The sequence below is a fragment of the Flavobacterium sp. UBA4854 genome, from assembly GCF_002399805.1.
GTDB lineage: Bacteria > Bacteroidota > Bacteroidia > Flavobacteriales > Flavobacteriaceae > Flavobacterium > Flavobacterium ginsengisoli.
The window spans coordinates 41,089-64,206 of record NZ_DHEI01000160.1; the positions used below are offsets into that span (position 1 = coordinate 41,089).

Below are 23,118 nucleotides of genomic sequence, written 5' to 3' on the forward strand. Positions count from 1 at the left end.
GCCGAAATGATTAAAAATAGATCGTTTGAATTTGAAAAACCTTTAATGGGATGGGAGCAACCTAAATCGAACAGATCTTCAATGAATAAGGAATCTGGAATGGCCTTACCTGTCAACATAGCTTCAAATAATACTAATTTTTGCAGAGTTGAGATTAATAATGATAAAGGCTATGCTTTAATAAATGAAGGTTTCAGAGGAATGGGAGTGAAGAAAGATGCTAAGTACAATTTTTCTTTAAAAGCTGCGAATCATAATGGAGCAATAAAAAAAATTATTATTCAATTAATAGATAAAGATCAAAAGGTAATTGGAGAAACGAGCATTGTTCCAAAATCAGATCAATGGACGAATTATACAGCACAGCTTATTGGTACTCAAACAGAAGCAAAAGCGAAATTAAAGCTAACTTTTGAAGGAACGGGAATTATTGATTTAGACATGATTTCGCTTTTTCCTGAAGATACTTGGAAAGGTAGAAAAAACGGACTTAGAAAAGATCTTGTACAGCTTTTGTATGATGTAAAACCTGGATTTTTGCGTTTTCCAGGAGGTTGTATTGTAGAAGGTAGAACACTTTCAGATCGTTACCAATGGAAAAAATCGGTTGGGAATGTGGAAGAAAGAAAAACCATGATGAATCGTTGGAATGTCGAATTCAACCACAAGCAAACTCCAGATTATTTCCAAAGTTTTGGATTAGGATTTTACGAATATTTTCAGCTTTCAGAGGATATTGGTGCAGAACCGCTACCTATTTTAAGTTGCGGAATGGCTTGTCAATACAATACAGGAGAATTGGCTCAAATGGATGAATTAGATCCATACGTTCAAGATGCTTTAGATTTGATCGAATTTGCTAATGGTGCAGTTACTACAAACTGGGGAAAAATCCGTTCAGACATGGGGCATCCAAAACCATTTAATTTAAAATATATCGGAGTTGGTAATGAACAATGGGGACCAGCTTACATTGAAAGATATAAAGTTTTTGAACAAGCCATAAAAGCAAAATATCCTAATATTATTATTGTGTCTGGAAGCGGACCTTCTCCAAAAGGCGAACATTTTGATTATGCAATGCAAGAACTTAAAAAACTTAACGCAGAACTGGTAGACGAACATTATTACGAAAGCCCGAAATGGTTTAGAGAAAATGCAGGACGTTACGATAATTATGATAGAAAAGGGCCAAAAATATTTGCAGGAGAATATGCTGCACAAAGTGTTTCTGGAGCAAACCCAAATAATAGAAACAATTGGGAATGTGCTTTCTCTGAAGCTGCTTTTATGACAGGATTAGAAAGAAATGCAGAAGTTGTTCAGTTAACTTCTTACGCACCTTTGATGGCGCATGAAGATGCTTGGCAATGGACACCAGATATGATTTGGTTTAATAATCTGCAATCTTACGGATCAGCCAATTATTATGTACAGCAATTGTTTTCAACCAATAAAGGAACAGATTTATTAAGCATTACAAAAGACGGAAAGGCGTTAATTGGCCAGAATGATTTGTATGCATCGGCGGTAAAAGACGCAAACAGCAAAGAAATTATTATAAAATTGGTCAATACTGCAGCATCAAGCCAAGAAGTGAATATTGATTTAAAAGGCGCAAAATTAAGTACGAAAGGAACAATAATAAGATTGGCAAGTGCAAGTACACAAGATGAAAATACTTTTGCAGAACCTAAAAAAATTACACCAAAAGAGAGTGAATACAAAGTGATAAAAGGAAAACAAGATTTAAATCTTCCTGCTTATTCGGTAACGGTCTTAAAATTGAAAATGAACTAATTTATTGTAAATTATCAATTGCAAATTATTAATAAAAATACCATGAGATATCATTTTTTTAAAAAGGGGTTTATATTTATTTCTGCCATTACTGGATTTTTGGGTTATTCGCAGGATTTAAAATTGCAATATAATCAGCCTGCTGTTGAGTGGACAGAAGCTTTGCCAATAGGAAATGGTACGCTTGGAGCAATGGTTTTTGGAAGAGTCGATTCTGAATTAATTCAACTCAATGAAGCTACTTTGTGGAGCGGCGGACCTGTACAGAAAAATGTAAATCCAGATGCGTTTAAAAACTTGGCATTAATTAGAGAAGCATTAAAAAATGAAGATTTTGAAAAGGCGAATGAATTGACTAAAAACATGCAAGGAGCTTATAGCGAAAGCTTTATGCCTTTAGGAGATCTGATTCTAAAACAGGATTTTGGCGGGAAGAAGACAGATTCTTATAACAGAAGTCTTGACATTCAAACAGGATTAGCGGTAACCAATTTTAAAGTTGACGGTGTAAATTACAAAAGAGAAATCTTCGCATCTGCGCCTGCACAATGTATTGTTATAAAACTTTCTGCAGATCAGTTAAAAAAACTTTCTATTGCAATTGATGCTTCAAGCCTTTTAAAAAATCAGAAAGTAGTTCAAAATCAATCTTTGGTTTTAAAAGGTAAAACACCTTCTCATTCAGATCCAAGTTATATTGATTACAATACAGAGCCTGTTGTTTATGAAGACGCATCAGGATGTAGAGGAATGCGTTTTGAATTGATTATTAAACCAATTGTAAAAGATGGAGAAATAACTTCTGAAGGAAATAGATTAGTTATAAAAAATGCATCTGAAATACTGCTTTTTGTTTCGGCAGCAACAAGCTTTAATGGATTTGATAAATGTCCAGATAGTCAAGGAAAAGATGAACATCAATTTGCTGAAACTCCAATTAAAAAAGCTAGTGCTAAGAAATACGATGTTTTATTTAAAGAACATAAAGCCGATTTTCAAAAATTCTTTAACCGAATTTCATTACAATTAAATGTAAACGAAACCAATAAATCTAATTTGCCAACCGATATACGATTAGAACAATATGCAAAAGGTGAAAAAGACGCTGGATTGGAAGCTTTATTTTTTCAATACGGCCGTTATTTATTAATTTCTTCTTCGCGTACACAAAACGCGCCAGCAAACTTACAAGGAATTTGGAATAATAAACTTCGTGCACCTTGGAGCAGCAATTATACGACCAACATTAATCTACAGATGAATTATTGGCCAGTAGAATCAGGAAATCTGTCTGAAATGTTTTTTCCGTTAGACGAATTCATTAATAATGTTTCTATAACAGGAGCAGAAACAGCCAAAAGTTATTACCATGCAAATGGCTGGGTTTTGCATCATAACTCAGATATCTGGGCAATGACAAATCCGGTAGGCGATTTTGGAAAAGGAGATCCAATGTGGGCCAATTGGTATATGGGGGCCAATTGGTTGAGCAGACATTTGTGGGAACATTATCAATATACGGGCGATTTAACGTATCTTAAAAAAGTATATCCGATAATGAAAGGAGCTGCAGAATTTAGTTTAGAATGGCTTCAAAAAGATAAAAATGGCTATTTGGTAACGATGCCTTCTACTTCTCCAGAAAATATATTTTATTATGATGGAAAAAAGAAAGGAACTGTTACAACAGCTTCTACAATGGACATTGGAATTATAAAAGATTTATTCGAAAATACAATTGAGGCTTCTAAAATTTTAAATACAGATGTTGATTTCAGAAAAACTGTAAGTAAAGCAGAAGAACAATTATTGCCATTTCAAATAGGAAGCAAAGGACAACTATTAGAATGGTATAAAGATTTTGAAGAAGAAGATCCGCATCATAGGCATACTTCTCATTTGTATGCTTTGCATCCTGCCAATTTGATTTCTCCATTAAAAACTCCTGAGTTAGCAAACGCTGCAAAGAAAACGCTAGAACTTCGCGGAGACGATGGAACAGGTTGGAGCTTGGCTTGGAAAGTAAATATGTGGGCAAGACTTTTAGATGGAAATCATGCTTATCGATTATTCAAAAATCAGTTGCGATTAACAAAGGAAAATAACACAGAATATAATAGACACGGAGGTTGTTATCCGAATCTTTTTGATGCGCATCCGCCATTTCAAATTGATGGAAATTTTGCAGGAACAGCTGGTGTAATCGAAATGCTAATGCAGAGTCAGAATCAAGAAATTCATTTGCTTCCTGCTTTGCCAGATGCTTGGACAGATGGCGAAATTAAAGGTATTAAAGCAAAAGGAAATTTCTCTGTAGATATAAAATGGAAAGATGGGAAAATGAGTAAGACAAAAATTGTATCTAATAACGGAGGAACTTGCACTGTAAGAGCTGCAGAACCATTTGTGGTAGATAAGCTGAATATTAAAAGCGAAAAATCAACTATTGGTTACACTGCCGTATTTGCTACTAAAAAAGGAATCTCTTACAGTATTACACCAGAAAAACAGTAATATTTATATTTGGTTTGTTTAAAAAGCTGCTCTCTTTTGTGAGAGTGGCTTTTGTTTTATAAGTTTAAAAGGAAAATCTCCCAGTTTCTTAAAGGAGAAACGGGGAGATAATCAAAAATAAAAAAAAACACAATTTTTAGAACGAGTATCTCAAGCCAAGCTGACCTTGGAATCTTGAAGCTAATTGATCTACAGTATAAGGTGAAGTAGTTGGTTTTTGGAAAGTATAAGTTGGATCGCCTGTAGCAACTCCGCCTAAGTTTCCTGATTTTGTTAAACCAAGACTTGCTGTTGAATTATAAGTGTTAGGAACAAAATAACTTCTTCCCCAATCTTTGTTGATAAGGTTTCCGATATTTGCCATGCTGAAAGAAATTTGGAAAGTCCCTACTTTAGTAACCTTAATTTCATCCATTAATTTTAAATCAGCTTGAATGTTCCAAGGAGTTGTATCTCCATTTCTTTGTGTAAATGTTCCTCTACGGCTTTTTAAATAATCATTTCCGTTGATGAAAGCTTCATAATCTGCAACTTGTTGTGCTGCTGTTGCAGATGGAACTCCTGCAGAATTTACTCCAATATATTTTGCTGCTTCTGCTGCATCTTTAAAGATATAAGCTAAACCTGCTGCTTGTCCTGTTCCTGCAATTGTTGAGTTAACAAATCCCCAAGAAAACGGATTTCCAGATTGTGCATTGAAATACACGTTAGCAGATAAAGTATTGTTTGGAGCAACTTTTACGCCGTAACCTACATTAGAAACGATTCTGTGCTTAATATTAAAGTTAGAAGTCGCTAACTGCGGATTATTTGGAGTTAAAGATTGGTTCATTTGAAAGTTACTTTCCATAGAGTTACGAATTCCGTTTGTGATATCACGAGAATCTCCGTAAGTATAAGCCACCATAAAGTTGAAACCGAAATCGTAAGTTTTAGAAATCATTTCAGTAATGCTGTAACGGTATCCTTTATTTGTGTTTGATAACAAATATGCATTTGAAAAAGCTGAGTTTATGTTTGCAGCATAAATTGGCATTTCGTGTTTTGTATCGTAAGAGAAATAAGTAGGATTATCTGTTTTATTTACTTGTTGAAACTCTAAGTCACGAATTACTTTTGTGTACATACCTTCAAGAGTAAATTTGTATCCGTCAATCGTTTTATCAAAAGCCAATGAGTTTCTTAAAACAGCAGGCATTTTAAATTTATTGTCAATTAAATCGGCTTGTACTTTTGGCGTAGCATCATGGTAACCGTTAAGTCCGCCAGTTGCTAAAGGATCTCCAGCAGCTGCAACCTGAGCAGCAGTCAAATTGTTTTTGTCATAACTTCCGTATCCAACACCATCATTGTAATAAGCATATCCTAACCATGCAAACGGAATTCTTCCTGTAAATACACCAGAACCACCTCTAATAACAAATGTTTTATCATCGTCTACATTATAAGTAAATCCAATTCTAGGAGAAACTAATGCTGAACTAAAGAAGTTGTTTTTAATTTGATTCAACGGAGTATAAGTATATGTGGTTCCGTAGTTTGGATCTTCAGGAGAGTTTTGTACCTGCTCGCTTAATTTTGGTTTGTTTGGCAAATCTGTATAATCGATACGAATACCTGGAACTACTTTTAATTTGTCTCCAACTCTAATTTCGTCTTGTACGTAAGCGCTATACATGTTTATTTTGAATTTAGCATACGGATTATTGAAGATTTCGTCTCTTGTAGAACCATCAAAAGGATAAGTTCCACGAACGCGAGTAGGAAGTTTATTGAAGAAATCTGCTAGAGATTTGTATGAAACTCTTCCGTTAAGTGCATTTACGAAACCGTAGTTGATATCGTAAAACTCATTGTGAGTACCAAATAAGAAAGTATGATTTCCTGTTTTATAAGTAAGGTTGTCTGTAATCTCAGCAGTATTTTGCTTCATATTGAAAACAGTTGCTTCACGATCATTTCCTAAGAAAATAGTTCCTCCATTATAACCAATTTCTGTTTGAGGAAACATGATATTATTAGATTTTGGATCACGATAATCTTTTATTGCCGAATAACTTGCAATAAATGAGTTAGACCATTGGCTATTGAAATGCGTTTTTAATTCTAAAACCGTACTGATAGCTTGGTTTTTCTGAGTAAAGTCCATACTTGCAAATCTGAAGTTTGCAGCATCGCGCTCTAAGTTTGTAGCCTGAGAAATTACGGTATTGTTTCTTAACGAAAGGGAGTTTTTCTCATTGATTTTCCAATCAATCTTATTGAAGAATTTTTGGCTTTTAGAGAAGTTATTGTAAGAACCGTAAGTTCCTGGATCAAATCCGTAGTTTGATTTTACGAATTGTGAAATTTGCTCTGCAGTAGCATTATCTACTAATGAAGTTAATTTTCCGTTAGAATCTGTTGAACCAGCATTATAAAAAACAGGATCTGTTCTTTCTGCATATTCCATATTAGTAAAGAAGAACAATTTATCTTTAATAATTGGCAATCCTAATCTGAAACCTACTTGGTAATCACCAAAAGAACTTGGCATTTTAGAACCGTCACCAGCATTGTTAGGACCAGTTATAGCAGCACTTCTTCCGTAGCTGTAAATAGATCCGCTCACAGTATTTGTTCCGCTTCTTGTTACAGCATTTACACTTCCTCCTAAAAAGTTTCCTAATTTAATATCGTAAGGAGCAATATAAACCTGAATATCTTGAATCGCATCTAAACTGATAGAATTTGAACGCGTACTGCTTCCTGGCATTCCAGAAGTTCCAGATTGACCACCCAAAGAAGGGCTAAATCCGATGGCATCATTATTTATAGAACCGTCAATTGTAACGTTGTTGTATCTAAAGTTGGTACCAGCAAAAGAGTTGTTAGAACTTTGAGGAACAAGTTTTGTAACATCCTGAATTCCTCTATTAATCAAAGGAAGCGAGTTTACTTGTTTTTCATTAATGCTTGTACCATTGTTTTTAGAAGAAGGTTTAGAACTTGTAATAACCACTTCTTCTAATACATTGTTATCTGCTTTTCCAACTACTATTGTTGGTAAATCATTTTCTCCAAGAGCTAGATAAATATTTGCATTTGAGTAATCTTTGGTGTCGTTACCTTTTATTTCTAATTCGTAAGGGCCACCAGCATTTAAGTTTTCGAAGCTAAAACGACCAGATTTGTCTGTTGTCGCTCTGTAAACTGCATTTGTAGGTAAATGTGTTAAAGTAACTTCTGCACCTATAACTGCAGTAGTTCCATCATTGACTTTTGCAGACAACGATGAAGTTGTAATCTGGGCAAAAATACTTCCTGCTGTAAGGAGCATTAAAGCCGAAAAAAAGAGTTTTAGTTTTGTCATGTTATTTATTAGTTTTTATCCACGACAAATAAACTCTCTTTACTTTGATTCGATTTAAGGCTTATGTTAACGAAAAATCAAAAAACAATTCTTTGTTAACTTAAGATAACGAAGATGTTATTTAATAAAAAAACGGCTATCGCTTTAAAATCAAGCAGTTTCTCTCACATCCCATAAAACAAGGTATTAGAGATAGATTTAAACAAGATTAGAGATAGATTAGAGTATTATGTAAATGTTACGAAGAGCAGAAAAGCTATTTTTAAGACCAAGAAAAGTCTTTGATTTTTATTTCAAATACTACGGAAATTGGAGAGAGAAAACAGTGCCTTTTTCAAGTTCAGAATCAACAGTTAAAGTGATGTTATGGCGTTTTAGTATTTGCATCGTAATAAAGAGACCTAATCCTTGTCCTTGAATGTGTCTGGTGCGATCGCTTCTGAAGAATAAATCGAAAATAGATTTGAGGTCTTTTTCTTCAATTCCAGAACCTTGATCTATTATTTTTAGAAGCAGTTTTCCTTGCTCTTCATAAGCTACAATATTAACCTGTAAAGGAAAAGAAAACTTAATTGCATTGTCTATAATATTATATAGAGCAATAAAAAGCATGTGTCGGTTAGCATTTACAAATAATAAATCTTCATTATTGGCAACAGCATCTAGATTAAGTGAAACTTTTACTTCAGGATATTCGATATTTTTCTTTTCGAGTATATTCCATAAAATTTCATCTATTCTAACCATTTCCATCTGGTCAGGCTCTGAAAGTTCTAATCCAGATAAAATAAGCAATCCGTCTAATGTTGACTTTAAGTGAAAAGTATCTCTTCGAAGTGATTTTAAAACTTCTTCATATTGCTCATTGGTTCTCGGATGCTGTAAAGAAACATCGATATCTCCTATAATAAAAGTAAGCGGAGTTTTTAATTCGTGAGAAGCATTCTTAAGAAAGTTTCTCTGTATTGCAACACCATTTTCCAGTCTTTCTAAAAGATAATTAAAAGTTGTAATCAATTCCTTTATTTCATCTTTTCCGCTTGCGGTTGGCATTTCAAGTCTAGAATGGAGATTTTCTGTTGTAATGGTATTTACTTTAGAAATAACATCGGCAAAAGGTCTGAAAGTTTGTTTTGCCAAAAACCTTCCTAAAAGATAATTAAGTGCAATTCCTGCCAGATAAAAAGTAAAGAAAACAATGGCAAGCATTTCTAACTGCCTAATTCCAACATCGTCTATTCCAGAAACAACAATAATAAAATCTCCTTGATTGTCTTTGTAGTATAAACCGCTAAATTGTCTTTCGTCTATTGTAAAATGCAGAATTCGGTCTCGCGAAATAGCTTTTAATTCTCGATCATTTAATACAACAGGAACATCATCGCGCAAATACAATTTCTTTGTTTTTGCATTGTAAATTCGAATAGACTGATTCGCAATTTTATTAAATTGAGTTTCAATGTCTTTATAACTGACACTGTCCATTTTTCTAATTTCATCTTTCTCAAAATAGAAGAAAGCAGTAATTAAGGCATTGTCTTCGAGTTTTTCATAATACAAATCTTTTCGATGGCTTTTAAAAAGCAAAAAAGATCCAATAAGGACAAGGCCTAAGATAAAGGCAAACAGCAGAGTCGAATTTCTGGCAAGTTTACTTTTAAGATTCATTAGATTTATCTTTAAGCATATATCCTGTACCTTTTATGGTATGTATAAGCGGAAAAGGAAAATTCTTGTCGATTTTATTTCTTAAATAATTAATATAAACATCAACAGTATTAATGCTCATATCAAGATCCATGTGCCAAACAGCTTCTGCAATGGCAATTCTAGACAAAGCAGTTTCTCGGTTTTTCATAAAAAAGATCAGAAGCTTTAATTCTCTTGAAGAAAGATTAAGTTCTTTACCATCTCTGCTGGCGCTTTGTTCTTTCATGTTAATTTTGATTCCGGCATACGACTGAAAATCTAAAACGCCAGTGCTAAATTCTGTGCGACGAAGTTGTGCATTGATTCGCGCTAGAAGTTCTTCAAACAAAAAGGGCTTTGCTAAATAATCATCGGCTCCGGCTTTCAATCCTCTAACTTTTTCTTGTGGAGTATCGAGCGCACTTAAAATAAGAATAGGAACAATTATTTTTCGATTTCTTAAAACTTCGCAGACTTCAAAACCAGAAATATCAGAAAGCATAATATCAAGAATGATAATATCATAAGTATTTTCCATCACTTCGTTAATGGCGTCAAAACCTTTGCTGACATTTTTTACCTGATACAATTGCTCTTCAAGTCCTCTTGTAATAAAAGAAGCAACTCTCGGATCGTCTTCGACTAATAAAACTTTGTTCATCGTTTTTGAAGTAAATTAGGTAATATAATACTGGTTAGGAGTTTTCTTTTCAATCGTCTTTTGATCGTTTAATTCTAAAAGTGTATTCTCAATCATAAGAGACATTGCATCTAAAGCTAGATCATTTGGCTGAACGCCAAATGGTTCTTCTAATTCGTCTGCAATAGCTTCTAAGGCTACAAAAGTATAAGCAATAAAAACAATTGCAAAAGGCGTGATCCATCCTAATGTTTCTACAAATCCAAACGGAAGTATAAAACAATAGATATAAACTGTTCGATGCAATAATACGCTATAGGTGTACGGAATAGGAGTACTGGCAATTCTTTCGCATCCGCCAACAATATCCGAAAGTTTATTTAAATTTTCCTCGAATGCCAATTGCGCCATTCCGTCAATTTTGCCCTCTTCTTTTGCTTTTTTTACCCATAAACCTAATTCTCTTAAAATAATAATTGGCTTAAAATGAACATCTTTCAATTGTTCTTTAAAGTCTGAAGGAAGCAAACGATTAAAATCTTCTGTAGAATTGGTATTTCGTAATTGATGTTTTAAAGCATAAACAAATGCAATTAAAAGATTAATAAACTTTTGGCTTTCTAATTTGTTTTCTTTTGTATTTAAAAGTGTAATGCTTTGTCTGGCAAGTGATCTGGTATCGTTTAACAAAGCGCCCCAAAGTTTTCTTCCTTCCCAAAAACGATCATAACTTACATTATTTCTAAAACCAAGAAATATGGCAAGCGCAATTCCGAACAAAGTAAAAATTGCTGGATTAATGTGAAGATTATATTCGAGAAGAAAAGATTTATAATAAACAATAAGGAAGGAAAACAAAAAGAGTAGAAACAATCGTGGAAGCAATTGGGGTAAAACAGAACCCTTCCATTCAAAGAGCATTTTAAACCAGTTGTCTTTTTTCTTAATAATCATTATGCAGAATAAAATTGATGCATTAAAAGTAATTAAAAGTATTTATTTCCTAAGTATTTTTCAAAAGATAAATCGTCATAATTTCTTTTTTGAGATATTAAACATTCCGTAGGAATGTCTGATCGGTAGATTTTTTTTAATTGTAAACAAAGATACGTTCCGTAGGAACGTTTGATTGGTTTTTGCAAAAATTATTTCGTAAAAACAGGTGTCCCTACAGGACACTATGCGAATGCGTTATCTTTTTTTTTCTACCGATCAGATATTCCTAACGGAATATTTTTTAATGAAATATCGTTTCGTCCAATTTTTCTACCGATCAGATATTCCTAACGGAATATTTTTTAATACAATATCGTTTCTGCCAATTTGATGAGCTCATTTTGTGTTTTCATATCAGAGTCGTTTGCAAAGAGAATAATTCCCGAATTAGATTCTGGAGAAAAGATAACATAAGAACTAAAACCTAAGCTTCCTCCAGTATGCGAAATTCTTACTGGACCATTTTCTGGTTTGGTTATTTTCCAGTTTAGGCCAATTGCACCATTCTTAAGATCTCCAAAAGTTGGCTGATGTGTTAATTTTGCATCTGCATTTTTTTCATTCAAATGATATTTAATGTATTGCAGCATATCTGATGTTGAAGAAGCTATTGATGCCGCAACCTGCATATCTTCCCAGTCTATAAAAGGCATTTTTCTTCCTTTTGCATCATATCCAAAGGCCATTGAAGCTGGAAGTTTAACATTGCCTAATAAAACGGTATTTTTCATTTTAAGCGGAGTTGTAAATTCTTTCTTTATAAGTGTGCCAAACTTTTCTCCATAAACTGTTTCCATAATATGACCTAATAATTGCGCTGCTGTGTTGCAATGTCTAGAAATTGCTCCAGGAACTGTATCTAATTTCACATCATGCAAATCGGTGTAAAATTGTTGTTTGCTGTATTTTCGATGCACGGCATCTAATATATAAGCAATAGAGTCGGGATTGGCTTTTGCGAAAATCTCTCTGCTATCAGGCATCCAGTTTGGAAGGGCAGAAGTAAGGTTTGCAAGATTTAGTAGCGTGATTGGCGTTCCTTTATATTGAAGATTTGGATAATCTCCTTTTAAATATTTTCTAATATCATCTGTAAGAGTTACTTTTTTGTTGAGAACAGCTCTTGCTAGTAATGTCGAAGAGAATGTTTTACTGTTTGAAGCCAGTTCGTAAAGTGTATTTGAAGTAGGAAGTACTTGTTTTTCTTTTTGAGTAGAACCGTAGTTGTAGAAATATTCTTTTCCATCTTTTATAATTCCGATAGAAAGACCAACTCTCGAACTTTCTGACATAAACGGAAGAACCGATTTATTGACCAGAGAGTCTAATTTGGTTTTAAGCAAATTGTCGGCAGGAATTGTGCCTTTTTGAGAATAAGCCATTATATTACATAGTATTAGGCTTAATGTGATTAGAAAATTTTTCATTTTAAAAAAAAGCTGTTTTTATGTTAGTGGTAATTCAATTTTCTGGATTAAAGCTTTGGCTGAACCAAATTGTCTAAATCGGAAAGTTTATAAAACTTAAGATCATTCAATTTCATGTATTTGCAGATGAATTCTAAAGTTTCAATTTTAACTTGATAATTTTCAGTGATTTCTTTTACAGGTTTATGGCCGCAAAGAAGTAGAATTTTATTGTTTCTTTTGGCATAATCTAATAATTCTAATACATAAGGAATGCTGAAATGAATGTGGCTATTGTCAATATCAAAAGCAAAAACAATTTTAGAATTATTAAAATAGCTGTCTTGTTTTTCTGGAGCTTCACCACCAAATGCTCTTCCTCTAATAATTTTAAATAAAGGAGATAATGCTTGATCTAAAGAATCTGATCTTTCTCCATAAGGATAAGCAAAAGATGTAACGTTGAATCCCTTTTTCTTCATAGAAACAATCATCGGATCTATTTCTTGTTTTAAATATTCTTTGACGCTATATTTTTTGGTAAACTTAACAGCATTGTAATGATGATAACCGTGTCCAGCGATCTCATGACCATATTTTTGCATCTCTAACAGTGTTTTTATTTCGGGAGCTCCAATAGAATCAATTCTACAGACGTTAAAAGTGGCTTTCCAAGAATATTTTCTTAAAACTTGATCTGCTTCAGACCATTCGTCGACATAAGCATCGTCAAAAGATAAAATTACTCCAGCTTTATATGCTGGTTTAGATTCGGTTTGTGTTTTTTTGCCTTCGCAAGAAAGTAAGGTTAAGAATAGTAAAAATAATATAGATTTTGTCAAAAATATCCTCATAGATTTTGGCTCGTTAGGGAATTAAAATTAGAATATAATTCAATTCAAATATAGAGAATCTTCTTAATAATTGGTTCTCTGTCTACTTAAAAAAGATTTGTGTAAAGTTATAAGTGATAGATAATTATTGTAAATTTATACGACACAAGATATTTATTTTCATTGCTAAAATTATTCTATAATAGAAATATGAAAGTACAATCCATTTCTAATCGATTTCTTGTTTTTTTTAAAGAAAAAAAAGGAATCTCATTTATACGCGAAAATGATAAAATTATTAGGCAAGCAATCTTCACCATTTTCTTTCTCGGAATCGGAATATGGTTTATCAAACATGAAAATTCAGAATTAAAAGAAGTCAAAAATGTTATTGCCGATGCAAGCATTTTTTGGGTATTATGCGGTGTTATTCTGGCCGTCATTTATATCACATTGCAAGCTTTAATGTATTACGCCTCTTTTCTGGCCGTACAAAGCAAAATTACATTTAAAGATGCCGTTGTTCTCTTTCTAAAACGAAACTTTGTTAGTGTTTTCCTGCCTGCTGGCGGAATTTCTTCTTTAGCTTTTTTCACTAAACCAATCGAAAAGAAAGGTGTAAAAGCAACTCAAATTCATTTTGCATCAATTGTTTATGGTTTTGTCGGTATACTTTCTGTCATTATAGTCGCGATTCCTGCTTTAATTTATTCTTTTTTTCAAGGCACAACAGGTTCTGGAGAATGGTATGCGTTTGCGGCAGTTGCTGGATTAAGCATTATGCTGTATTATGTTTATGTTTCGGTTATAAAAAAAGGATTTATTTATACTATTATTATTCGATTTTTTCCTTCTGCCGAGGTCTTTATGGAGGATTTGAGAAACAACAGAATCATAAAAAATAAGTTTCTGCTTGTTGTTGTTTATTCTACTATTATTGAGTTTGTTGGAATTGCGCATTTATATGTCGCCATGATCGCTTTAGGATTTGCGCCATCCTTAACCGCAGCAATAATGGGATACATTATTTCGGTTATATTTTTGATTGTTTCGCCTTTTCTTCGTGGACTCGGAGCTATCGAAATATCAATGAGTTTTATATTGATACAATTTGGTTTTCAGAATGTTAATGCAATAGCAATTACCTTTCTCTATCGCTTCTTCGAATTCTGGATTCCGTTACTGGCTGGAGCAGCATTGTTTTTATTCAGTGCCAATAAATTATTAATGCGCATTATTCCTTCTTTTCTAATTTTTATTTTAGGATTAATCAATATCATATCTGTTTTAACGCCGGCTATTTCTGAGCGTTTAGATGTTTTAGAAGATATAATTCCCATTTCTGCAATCAAAGTTTCCAACTATTTTGTAATAACTGCAGGTTTATTTATGCTAGTTAATGCGGCTTTTATGCTCAAAGGATTGCGAACTGCGTGGTGGTTTTCAGTTTTTCTTACGGGCATTTCTGTAATAGGAAATATTACTAAAGCTATTGATTATGAAGAAGCTGTAATTGCACTTGTTGTTCTGGTTAGTTTAATTGTGACAAGAAAAGAATATTATATAAAGAGCAATTCGCATTTGCAGAGTTTAGGTTTAAAAACGGTTTTAATAAGTATTTCAGCTGTTTTAGTTTATGGTATTTTGGGCTTTTATTTCTTAGACAAAAAACATTTTAATATTGATTTTGACTGGCTTCAATCGATACGATATACATTGCAAAACTATTTCTTGATCGGAAGTTCAGATTTAGTGCCTTTGGACCGCTTTGCAAGACGTTTTCTTCTGTCTATAAATATCTGCGGATTTCTCTCTCTAGGATTTCTGCTTTACGCTTTAATACGTCCGTATACAATTAAAAAACAAGCTGTAGAAGCAGATTTTTCTGCAGCAAATGCTATTCTGCAGCAATATGGTTCGTCATCATTAGATTATTTTAAAACCTACGATGACAAGACCATTTTTATTGCCAAAAATCAGAAAGCTTTTTTAGCGTATCGTGTTGCTGATAATTTTGCTGTTGTATTAGAAAATCCAGTTGCAGAATCGAATGCCGAAATGAAAGAATGCATAATAGAATTTGATGATTATTGTTATGAAAACGGTCTAAGAAGTATCTATTATCGCGTGTCCGAAGAAAACTTAGATGTGTTTACTTCACTGCAAAAAAAGAGTTTGTTTATTGGTCAAGAAGGAGTTGTAGACTTATCGCTATTTACGCTCGAAGGCGGTGCTAAAAAATCGTTGCGAAATGCAATAAGCAAAGTCAAAGAAAAAGGCTTTAAAACTACTATTTACTCGCCGCCAATAAAGGATGGAGTGCTTCAAAAAATAAAAGCTGTTAGCGATGAATGGTTGGATAGTACCAGAAGAAGCGAAATTATATTTTCTCAAGGTAGATTTGATTGGGAAGAGCTTAAACAGCAGACGATTATTACGGTTGATAACGCCGAAGAAAAAGTTGTTGCTTTCTTAAATGTAATTCCCGATTATGCTGAAAAGGAAGGGACTTACGATTTAATCCGTAAAACAAACGATGCGCCAAACGGTATAATGGATTTTATTCTTATTGAGCTTTTTACCTATTTAAAATCGCAAAATTGTGAATCTGTAAATCTCGGACTGGCCGCTATGAGCGGAATTGAGGAAGCGAATACTTTTCCAGAAAAATCAATGAAGTTTGCTTACGAAAGAATCAAATTCTTTTCGCATTATAAAGGTTTGCGAGATTTTAAGGAAAAATTTTCTCCCATTTGGCACAACAAATACTTAGTGTATTCTCATGATTACGATTTGCTTCAAGCTCCAATTGTTCTTAATAAAGTTGTAAAACCATAATTTTTTTAAAATATGAAAACAGCACAATTAAATTGGACAAAAATAATGGCAATACTTTGTATCATTACCTGTATTTCCGATTTTATTGCCGTGTTTGTATTAGGAAGCCGATACGCTGGATATGATCAGTTAAAAGATACAATGAGTTCGCTAGGGACCAGTATTAGTCCTGTTTCTAATATAATTTCGATTTGGTGGATTTGCATTGGAATTATATTTATTGGTTTTGGAATTTTTTTTGGAAAAGTATTTAATGACAATTCTAATGCTATAAAATTAGGTTCTGTTTTAATTATCCTCTACGGTTGGGGAGAAGGTATTGGCTCTGGTTTATTTAAAGCTGATAGAGTCGAGGGCAGAATGACTGATTCTTTTATGATGCATAGTTTGGCCGGTGGTATTGGCGTTATTGCAGCATTACTGCTTCCTTTTATTTTGCGTAAAGCTATTGTAACACAAAGAAAATATCTGTTTCATATTTTTTCATGGGTTGTTTTTGTTTTCGGACTCATTACAACGATACTCTTTACATTTCGTTTTTCTTCAGATCAAAATAATTTCATTTCTCTTTACAAAGGATTGTGGCAAAGACTTTTTCTGCTAAATCTCTATGTATATTTTATTGCGCTTTCGTTAATAATGTACGGTAAAGAAAACCAGTTTTAATTTAACGTTAAAAAGAATCAAAATGAATAAAATAGCAATAATCTTTCTTTTCGTTTTTGGTCAAAGTGTCTTTGCAGCAAGCTTGGACACTATAAATGTAGGTTCATTTGGAAAAGTAACGATATATAAACCCAAAGCAACACCAAATGCAGTTGTATTGTTTATTTCTGGCGACGGAGGCTGGAATAGTGGAGTAGTAGATATGGCCAAAAACATTGTAGATCAAGGAGCTTTGGTGGCTGGTATTGATATTCAGCATTATTTTAAAAACATTAAAAAAGAAAAATCAAAATGTTATTATCCAGCGGGCGATTTCGAAGAATTGAGTTTGATTTTGCAAAAGAAATTAAAGCTAAAACAATATTTTAAACCCATATTAGTAGGATATTCTTCTGGCGCTACACTCGTTTATGGAATGTTGGCTCAAGCTCCTGCCAATACTTTTAGTGGAGCTATTGCTTTAGGATTTTGTCCTGATATTGAAACAGACAGAACTTTATGCGATGGTTCTGGACTAACTTCTCATGTTTTAAAAGAAGGAAAAGCCTTTTATCTCGAAAAAACAGAAAAACTTACAGCTCCTTTTATTGTTTTGCAAGGAACAACAGATCAGGTTTGCAATTATGCAGATACTAAAAAATACATGGACGGACTTAAACAAGGAAAATTAATTACACTTCAAAAAGTTGGACACGGATTTTCGGTTACAAAAAATTGGCTTCCTCAGTTTATAGATGCTTATAAAGAAATTCTGAATACACCCAATTATGCAAGACAAAAATCAGAGCAGAATTCGTTATTGAAAGAACAGCATTTGGAACCGCTGCCTTTTGAAATGCCTTTAACATTGATTCCGACAAAAAGTAAAGATGAAAATCTTCCGATTGCTTTTGTCATTTCTGGGGATGGAGGCTGGACAAGTTTTGATCAATCTGTTGGAGAAGCGTTAGCAGAAAGAGGAATTGCAGTTGTGGGACTTGATGCTCAGAAGTATTTTTGGAATGCTAAAACGCCATCAGAAACGTCAATTGCTGTGTCAAAAGCAGTAGAACATTATTTGCAGCAATGGAATAAAAAATCGGTTATTCTTGTAGGTTATTCTTTTGGAGCATCTGTTATTCCGTTTGTTGCGGCTAATTTTCCAGAAAACTTAAAAGAAAGTTTAAAAGGAGTTTATTCGTTATCGCCAGATGTAAAAGCTGATTTTGAAATTCATATTGCAGATATGTTAAGTATGGAAAGTTCAAATGATAATTATGATGTGATTTCGGAAATCAAGAAAATAAAAGCTTATAATCCGGTTTGTTTTTTCGGAAGTGAAGAAGATCAAGAAACGAGAAAACGTTTTGCAGAATCGAATATTAAAACCATAGAAATTCCAGGCTCACATCACTTCAACGATGATTATGCAAAACTAGCAGAAAGTATTGTGAAGGAAATGAAATAAGAAATGAAAGCAATACAGATTAAAAGAGTTTACGATTCTAAAGAGAATGATGGAACTTATCGCATTCTAATAGATCGTTTATGGCCGAGAGGAATAAAAAAAGTTGATCTTAAAATGGATGAATGGGATAAAGAAATTGCGCCTTCGCCAAAATTGCGAACGTGGTTTGATCACAAAAAAGAACATTTTACCGATTTTTCTAAATTATATACAGAAGAATTAAAAACGAAAAATGAAGATGTTGAACGATTAAGAATAATTGCAGAAAAACAATCTATCACGTTATTGTATGGCGCAAGAGATACCGAAATAAATCATGCGGTTGTTTTGAGAGAATTTCTTCTAAAGAAACAATAAGAGCATAATAAATTTATTGCCGAATAACAACCCATTTCTGAAATCTTCCGTGATGACTGATTGAAATATCCTGAAGTGAGTTTAAAGTTTTTAAATACGGAATTCCATTTTCATCTTTTACAATTTCTGGGTTCTGAACTTCAATTACATTATTGATATTTTTCTGATTATCTACAGCAATGGTATGAATGTTCTCCAAAGACAAAAATGTTTTTGTGTGATAAATTCCTTTATCACAAATGACTCTTCCTGATGTATTTTGTGAAGTCAAAGACTCTAATGAACAAGAAAGCTTTTTCGGACTGAATTCACGTATTTTGGTATGGCGATTATAGATTTTGTACGCAGCCTCTTTCATACTCCATAAAAGCCAAACCATGATTTCTGGTTCAGCATAATTTTTTATGAGTAATTGTTCATCAGCTGTAAAAAGCTTTTCTATAAAGCCTTTCCGTTGCCAATTGCTTTCTATACGTGACTGCGCGAGATCTACAATATCGTTGCCAATCATTTTTCGGCAAGTTTAGTTTCGATAATTTCTAAAGCTGTTTTTACATCTAGCATTCTTTCCATATCGGTATTGTCAATTACAATATTGAAGTTTTCTTCAAGATCAAGAACAATATCAACCAAGTTTGCCGAATTTATATTTAAATCTTTTATAAAATCAGTCTCTTCTGTTAAGTTGTCATAGGCGACCATGTTAGTTACAAAAGGCTTTATAATTACTTTTAATCTTGCGGTAAGTTCTTGTCTGTCCATTTTAATTTTCGAATTTTTTAAATAATATGCACGCGTTTACATCGCCAAAACCAAAACTGGCTTTTGCAATTATTTTGGGGTTAGTTTTTTTTGTTTCTAAGAGCACTTTTGACGAATCAATCAGTGCAGTAATTTCAGGATGTAGATCAATGCAGTTTTTATTTCCAAACAAAAAGCCTTCATAAAGCTGTAATACTGTGGCAACACTTTCAATGCTTCCAGATGCGCTTAAACAATGTCCAGTTAGACTTTTGAGTGAATTAATGTACGGAAAATTAGAACCATTTCTCTCTAACGCTTTTGTCCAGTTTTCGATTTCTAAACTGTCTTTTGTTGTTGCTGTTAAATGCCCGTTTATAGCATCAATTTCATTCGGAGTTATTCCTGCATTTTGGATAGCAGTTTTAATGCATCTTTGAACGGCTGTACTGTTTGGTGCCGTCATAGTTCCGCCGTCGCGCTGTCCGCCAGAATTGACATTTCCACCCAAAATTTCAGCATAAATGATTGCGTTTCGTTTTAAAGCAGTTTCCAAATCTTCAATAATAAAAGCACCAGCACCGCTTCCTGGAACAAATCCAGCTGCCGAAGCACTCATAGGTCTTGAACCTTCTTCTGGATTGTCATTAAACTTGGAAGAACAAACACGAATCGCATCAAATCCAGCCCAAATATAAGGTCCGCTATCAGAAGTGCTTCCTGCCAAGATTCGTTTTGCCTGTCCAGATTGAATACGGTCGTAAGCCATTAAAATAGCTTCAGTTCCAGTTGTACAAGCCGAAGAATTCGTGGTAACCTGATTTCCCAATCCGATTTTACCGCCTAGATACGCGCTAATACCGCTATTCATCGTTTGAGCCACAACTGTACTCCCTAATCTTCGAACTTGCAATTCATCAATTTTATAAATGCTTTCGCGAAATTTATCAATTCCAGAAGTTCCAGATCCGAAGATAATGCCGCTGTCCCAATCTGGATTTTCGTTTATGGACAATCCTGCGTTATTCCAAGCTTCCATTCCTGCAATAACACCATATAAAATTCCGGTGCTATTAAATCCGCGAAGTTCGAGTTCTGTAAAATACTGGGCTTTTAATTCCTCAGATATTTGAGGCTGACCCGCAATCTGACAAGAAAATTGCAATTCTTCTAACTGAGAATCATGACGAATACCCGAAATGCCGTTTTGTAGTGCATGACTAAACGCAGGAATGCCAACACCATTTGGCGCGGCAACTCCAAGTCCTGTTATAACAACTCGTTTTTTCATAATTTCTTGGTTATCATTCCTGCCAAAACACCTCGGCAAACTTCTTGTCCAGCTTCATTTTTCATTACAGCATTACATTTTAATTTTCCGAAACGGAAAAACAATTTCTCAGATGTCACCGTTACTTTTTCATTTGGATAAACAGGTTTCAAAAATTCCATATCGGCCGAAGTAAAAGCAATTACGGTGTTTTCTCCCAATTCATTTCCTAATAAAAATATTCCTAAGCAAACCATTCCAATCTGCGCCATTGTTTCAGTTAGAATAACGCCTGGAGTAACAGGATTATCTTTAAAATGGCCTTTGTAAAAATCAAGATTTTCTTTGTAGGTATAAGTTCCTATAACACCGTTTTCATCTGCGTGAAGCAATTCATCCACAAATAAAAAGGGCTCACTGTAAGGAAGTTGTTTTACGATATCTGTTAATTTCATAAGCTTTCAAATTACCATTGTAATAAAACTCTTTGTGCCGAAAATCCTGGGCCAAAACTCAGCATTAAACCTTTTTCTCCTTTTTTCGGATTTCGGTTCATAATGTTTTCTAAAACATACAAAACTGTAGCGCTCGACATATTACCATATTGTTTGAGAATTTCTTTAGTGTCGTCAATATTTTTCTCTAATCCTCCAAAAAGAGATTCAACAGTTGTCACGATTTTTTTTCCCCCAGGATGAAAAATCATGTGATCAATATCTTTAATTTCAAGATTATTCTGCTTTAGAAAAGGATGAATAATATCGCCAAAATGAGAAGCAATCGTATCTGGAACTTCAATATCGAGAACCATTTGCAGTCCGCCGTTTGTTAGTTTGAAACCCATCATGTGTTCAGCATCATAAAAATGATACATTTGTTCATTGAGAATTTCAGGACCAGCATCTTCTTCTTTTGAAGACAATAAACAGCAAGCAGCACCATCACCAAAAATCGCGGCGCTGACAATATTCGGCATAGAGAAATCATCTAACTGAAAAGTTGCCGTTGGCGATTCTACAGCAATTACCGCTGCACGTTTTCCGGGATTCGATTTTAGAAAATTCTTCGCATAAATAATTCCCGAAATTCCTGCTGCGCAACCCATTTCGGTTACAGGAAGACGAACAATATCTTGTCTGAGTTTCATTTTATTAATCAGATAAGCATCAAGCGAAGGAATCATAATTCCGGTACAGCTTACGGTAATAATGTAATCTAAACTCTGCGGATCCCAACCAATTTTTTCTAATGCTTTTTCGAGAACTTGATGCCCAAGAACAATCATTTCACGACTATAAATATCATTTTTTTCTTCGAATGAAGTTGCGGTAAAAACTTCTGAAGGTTCCATGATAGAATAACGTTTGTCTACAGAAGCGCCTTCAAAGATCTTTTTGACTTTTTTAATAAAACGTTCTTCTTGACCTTCAAGCCATACATCTACAAGTGGAAGTATTTCTTCGGTCGTTCGAGAATATTGCGGAAGCTGCTTAACAGCTGTGATTATCTTTACACTCATATTTTAGTAATTATCCACTGGTAGCGAAACGCCCATTTCCAGTTTATGGAATAGTTTTTTAGATTTAGTTTTTCGGAGAAATGCTCCAATTCCTTTTTTTTGAATCCTTTTAAAATGGAAATCAAACCATCATTACGAGACATTCTATTGAGATTGAAAATAACGCTTACCAATTCAAATAATCGATAAGCGAGTTTGCTTCGATGAAGATCATTTACAACAATTCCGATCGAAGCATTTTTATTTAGAACATTCATAACTTCATCAATCTGCGCTGTTGTAAAATGATGCAACGTCAACGTACACAAAACAATATCATATTTTAGCCGATTAAAATCTTCGCTAAAAATATCCATACAGAAATAGTCAATATTTGTAAAACCTTGTGAAAGTTTCTTGGCATAATCAATTGTAAAAGCATTGGCGTCAATACCAATTAGTTTAAAATTTAGATTTTGCTTTTTTCCGTATTTAGCAAGCATTCGCAACATATCTCCATTTCCGCAACCAATATCAGCAATGATTATTGTTTTTAAAGTATCACTATTTTTTAAAAGTTCTTTTATGCCATGTAGCGTCAGTTTATTTCCTCCAAGTAATTGGTTGATAGAAGCAATTTGATCTAACGCGCCAATCAATTCTTCGCTTTCAAGCGAAAAATCATCCATTATCTCTATTTCTTCTGTTCTATATTTAGTGTTTACACCCATTTATTCAATTGTTATTGGTCGGCCATGCGTTTGTTTTATAATGAACGAAAGTAATGCAGGAATCGATGCTGCAATGGTCGTCATGATATGAGTTAAATTTTTATGCGTCAATGCATTTGATAATAGTCTGCCAAAAAATAATCGTTTGCTAAAATGCTTTTTCCATTCTTTGATATACTTTTTTTCAAATTCATTTCTGGTTTCAATTTTTCCATAATAAAAATCAAGAACTAGTTCAGAAGCTATTTTAGCGCTATGAATCGCCATTGCCATTCCGTTGCCACACATTGGATGAATCAATCCTGCAGTATCTCCAATCATTAAAATATGATTTTCTACA

19 protein-coding genes are annotated in these 23,118 nt (G+C 33.6%); 6 read left to right on the forward strand and 13 right to left on the reverse strand.

Annotated elements, in window-relative coordinates:
* Together B3J44_RS23035 and B3J44_RS23040 are read left to right on the forward strand one after the other, a co-directional pair.
* Positions 1–1,800, forward strand: a 1,800-nt coding sequence (locus tag B3J44_RS23035) for an alpha-L-arabinofuranosidase C-terminal domain-containing protein (RefSeq protein WP_286971718.1), incomplete at its 5' end; no start/stop codon positions are given.
* A gap of 42 nt (positions 1,801–1,842) precedes the next feature.
* Complete coding sequence (locus B3J44_RS23040) at positions 1,843–4,314, forward strand: glycoside hydrolase family 95 protein (protein ID WP_286971721.1); 2,472 nt, start codon at positions 1,843–1,845, stop codon at positions 4,312–4,314.
* A 136-nt stretch (positions 4,315–4,450) separates the two neighbouring features.
* On the opposite strand, the gene B3J44_RS23045 is transcribed toward B3J44_RS23040, so the two are convergent.
* The 6 genes from B3J44_RS23045 to B3J44_RS23070 all read right to left on the reverse strand — a co-directional run bounded on the left by B3J44_RS23045 (position 4,451) and on the right by B3J44_RS23070 (position 13,251).
* Positions 4,451–7,666: a TonB-dependent receptor gene (locus B3J44_RS23045; RefSeq protein ID WP_286971724.1), complete on the reverse strand. Its 3,216-nt coding sequence runs from the start codon at positions 7,664–7,666 to the stop codon at positions 4,451–4,453.
* A 300-nt stretch (positions 7,667–7,966) separates the two neighbouring features.
* Complete coding sequence (locus B3J44_RS23050; RefSeq protein ID WP_286971727.1) at positions 7,967–9,334, reverse strand: HAMP domain-containing sensor histidine kinase; 1,368 nt, start codon at positions 9,332–9,334, stop codon at positions 7,967–7,969.
* A complete protein-coding gene (locus B3J44_RS23055; protein WP_198858027.1) occupies positions 9,324–10,016 on the reverse strand; it encodes a response regulator transcription factor in 693 nt (230 codons plus the stop codon). Before B3J44_RS23055 ends, B3J44_RS23050 begins: the two co-directional genes overlap by 11 nt.
* 15 nt (positions 10,017–10,031) lie before the next feature.
* Positions 10,032–10,949 carry a bestrophin family protein gene (locus B3J44_RS23060; RefSeq protein ID WP_198858028.1) on the reverse strand — a complete coding sequence of 306 codons (918 nt, stop codon included), beginning with the start codon at positions 10,947–10,949 and terminating at the stop codon, positions 10,032–10,034.
* A 344-nt stretch (positions 10,950–11,293) separates the two neighbouring features.
* Complete coding sequence (locus B3J44_RS23065) at positions 11,294–12,418, reverse strand: serine hydrolase domain-containing protein (RefSeq protein ID WP_286971731.1); 1,125 nt, start codon at positions 12,416–12,418, stop codon at positions 11,294–11,296.
* Positions 12,419–12,465: 47 nt separating this feature from the next.
* On the reverse strand, positions 12,466–13,251 hold the full coding sequence (locus B3J44_RS23070) for a polysaccharide deacetylase family protein (protein WP_286971733.1): 786 nt from the start codon (positions 13,249–13,251) through the stop codon (positions 12,466–12,468).
* A 189-nt stretch (positions 13,252–13,440) separates the two neighbouring features.
* On the opposite strand from B3J44_RS23070, the gene mprF reads away from it, so the two are divergent.
* The 4 genes from mprF to B3J44_RS23090 are packed head-to-tail and all read left to right on the forward strand — an operon-like array spanning position 13,441 to position 18,538.
* On the forward strand, positions 13,441–16,068 hold the full coding sequence (mprF, locus tag B3J44_RS23075) for a bifunctional lysylphosphatidylglycerol flippase/synthetase MprF (RefSeq protein ID WP_286971735.1): 2,628 nt from the start codon (positions 13,441–13,443) through the stop codon (positions 16,066–16,068).
* Between the two features lie 12 nt (positions 16,069–16,080).
* Entirely contained in the window at positions 16,081–16,734 is a 654-nt protein-coding gene (locus B3J44_RS23080; RefSeq protein ID WP_286971736.1) for a DUF998 domain-containing protein, read from the forward strand.
* Positions 16,735–16,756: 22 nt separating this feature from the next.
* Positions 16,757–18,181 carry an AcvB/VirJ family lysyl-phosphatidylglycerol hydrolase gene (locus B3J44_RS23085; protein WP_286971737.1) on the forward strand — a complete coding sequence of 475 codons (1,425 nt, stop codon included), beginning with the start codon at positions 16,757–16,759 and terminating at the stop codon, positions 18,179–18,181.
* 3 nt (positions 18,182–18,184) lie between these two features.
* Complete coding sequence (locus B3J44_RS23090) at positions 18,185–18,538, forward strand: DUF488 domain-containing protein (protein WP_286971738.1); 354 nt, start codon at positions 18,185–18,187, stop codon at positions 18,536–18,538.
* A 13-nt stretch (positions 18,539–18,551) separates the two neighbouring features.
* On the opposite strand, the gene B3J44_RS23095 is transcribed toward B3J44_RS23090, so the two are convergent.
* The 7 genes from B3J44_RS23095 to B3J44_RS23125 form a co-directional block, all read right to left on the reverse strand.
* Complete coding sequence (locus B3J44_RS23095) at positions 18,552–19,049, reverse strand: 4'-phosphopantetheinyl transferase superfamily protein (protein WP_286971740.1); 498 nt, start codon at positions 19,047–19,049, stop codon at positions 18,552–18,554.
* Positions 19,046–19,300 carry an acyl carrier protein gene (locus tag B3J44_RS23100; protein ID WP_286971741.1) on the reverse strand — a complete coding sequence of 85 codons (255 nt, stop codon included), beginning with the start codon at positions 19,298–19,300 and terminating at the stop codon, positions 19,046–19,048. Before B3J44_RS23100 ends, B3J44_RS23095 begins: the two co-directional genes overlap by 4 nt.
* 1 nt (position 19,301) lies before the next feature.
* Complete coding sequence (locus B3J44_RS23105; protein WP_286971742.1) at positions 19,302–20,570, reverse strand: beta-ketoacyl-[acyl-carrier-protein] synthase family protein; 1,269 nt, start codon at positions 20,568–20,570, stop codon at positions 19,302–19,304.
* On the reverse strand, positions 20,567–21,004 hold the full coding sequence (locus B3J44_RS23110; RefSeq protein ID WP_286971743.1) for a 3-hydroxyacyl-ACP dehydratase FabZ family protein: 438 nt from the start codon (positions 21,002–21,004) through the stop codon (positions 20,567–20,569). The genes B3J44_RS23105 and B3J44_RS23110 overlap by 4 nt, the downstream gene beginning before the upstream one ends.
* A gap of 11 nt (positions 21,005–21,015) precedes the next feature.
* Positions 21,016–22,068, reverse strand: a complete 1,053-nt coding sequence (locus tag B3J44_RS23115; RefSeq protein ID WP_286971744.1) for a type III polyketide synthase — start codon at positions 22,066–22,068, stop codon at positions 21,016–21,018.
* Positions 22,065–22,778, reverse strand: a complete 714-nt coding sequence (locus B3J44_RS23120) for a methyltransferase domain-containing protein (RefSeq protein WP_286971745.1) — start codon at positions 22,776–22,778, stop codon at positions 22,065–22,067. The genes B3J44_RS23115 and B3J44_RS23120 overlap by 4 nt, the downstream gene beginning before the upstream one ends.
* The coding region (locus B3J44_RS23125; RefSeq protein ID WP_414654829.1) for an NAD(P)/FAD-dependent oxidoreductase at positions 22,779–23,118 on the reverse strand (340 nt) is incomplete at its 5' end.

Bases quoted from the DNA above. Each gene is read 5' to 3' on its own strand.
- B3J44_RS23040 (WP_286971721.1), top strand. From the start codon at position 1,843: ATGAGATATCATTTTTTTAAAAAGGGGTTTATATTTATTTCTGCCATT.
- B3J44_RS23045 (WP_286971724.1), bottom strand. From the start codon at position 7,666: ATGACAAAACTAAAACTCTTTTTTTCGGCTTTAATGCTCCTTACAGCA.
- B3J44_RS23050 (WP_286971727.1), bottom strand. From the start codon at position 9,334: ATGAATCTTAAAAGTAAACTTGCCAGAAATTCGACTCTGCTGTTTGCC.
- B3J44_RS23055 (WP_198858027.1), bottom strand. From the start codon at position 10,016: ATGAACAAAGTTTTATTAGTCGAAGACGATCCGAGAGTTGCTTCTTTT.
- B3J44_RS23060 (WP_198858028.1), bottom strand. From the start codon at position 10,949: ATGATTATTAAGAAAAAAGACAACTGGTTTAAAATGCTCTTTGAATGG.
- B3J44_RS23065 (WP_286971731.1), bottom strand. From the start codon at position 12,418: ATGAAAAATTTTCTAATCACATTAAGCCTAATACTATGTAATATAATG.
- B3J44_RS23070 (WP_286971733.1), bottom strand. From the start codon at position 13,251: ATGAGGATATTTTTGACAAAATCTATATTATTTTTACTATTCTTAACC.
- mprF (WP_286971735.1), top strand. From the start codon at position 13,441: ATGAAAGTACAATCCATTTCTAATCGATTTCTTGTTTTTTTTAAAGAA.
- B3J44_RS23080 (WP_286971736.1), top strand. From the start codon at position 16,081: ATGAAAACAGCACAATTAAATTGGACAAAAATAATGGCAATACTTTGT.
- B3J44_RS23085 (WP_286971737.1), top strand. From the start codon at position 16,757: ATGAATAAAATAGCAATAATCTTTCTTTTCGTTTTTGGTCAAAGTGTC.
- B3J44_RS23090 (WP_286971738.1), top strand. From the start codon at position 18,185: ATGAAAGCAATACAGATTAAAAGAGTTTACGATTCTAAAGAGAATGAT.
- B3J44_RS23095 (WP_286971740.1), bottom strand. From the start codon at position 19,049: ATGATTGGCAACGATATTGTAGATCTCGCGCAGTCACGTATAGAAAGC.
- B3J44_RS23100 (WP_286971741.1), bottom strand. From the start codon at position 19,300: ATGGACAGACAAGAACTTACCGCAAGATTAAAAGTAATTATAAAGCCT.
- B3J44_RS23105 (WP_286971742.1), bottom strand. From the start codon at position 20,570: ATGAAAAAACGAGTTGTTATAACAGGACTTGGAGTTGCCGCGCCAAAT.
- B3J44_RS23110 (WP_286971743.1), bottom strand. From the start codon at position 21,004: ATGAAATTAACAGATATCGTAAAACAACTTCCTTACAGTGAGCCCTTT.
- B3J44_RS23115 (WP_286971744.1), bottom strand. From the start codon at position 22,068: ATGAGTGTAAAGATAATCACAGCTGTTAAGCAGCTTCCGCAATATTCT.
- B3J44_RS23120 (WP_286971745.1), bottom strand. From the start codon at position 22,778: ATGGGTGTAAACACTAAATATAGAACAGAAGAAATAGAGATAATGGAT.